Origin of the sequence: Pelagicoccus sp. SDUM812002, from assembly GCF_031127835.1 — a bacterium.
Lineage (GTDB): Bacteria > Verrucomicrobiota > Verrucomicrobiia > Opitutales > Opitutaceae > Pelagicoccus.
Map to the genome: position 1 here is coordinate 1 of NZ_JARXHX010000155.1, position 318 is coordinate 318.

Annotated in this window: 1 pseudogene; it reads left to right on the plus strand. The window is 62.6% G+C overall.

Annotated elements, in window-relative coordinates:
- Positions 1 to 318: pseudogene (locus QEH53_RS24095) on the plus strand (metallophosphoesterase); the annotation flags it as partial.

The window sequence follows — 318 nt, forward strand, 5'->3', positions numbered from 1 at the left end:
GCGCTATCAGTGCTCAGCGGTCCAGCCGAAATCTCCGGCAACACCCTCACCCTCACCGGTGCCGGTTCCGTAACCGTAGAAGCGTCCCAACCCGGTAACGCCAACTACGCTCCGGCAACCGAACAACAAGTGAGCTTCGAAGTCGCTCAAGCCAGCCAAGCGATCACGCTAGACGCGATCAGCGACAAGACCTATGGCGACGCGCCCTTCGCAGTGAACGCCGCCGCCAGCTCGGACCTGCCAGTTGCGCTATCAGTGCTCAGCGGTCCAGCCGAAATCTCCGGCAACACCCTCACCCTCACCGGTGCCGGTTCCGTA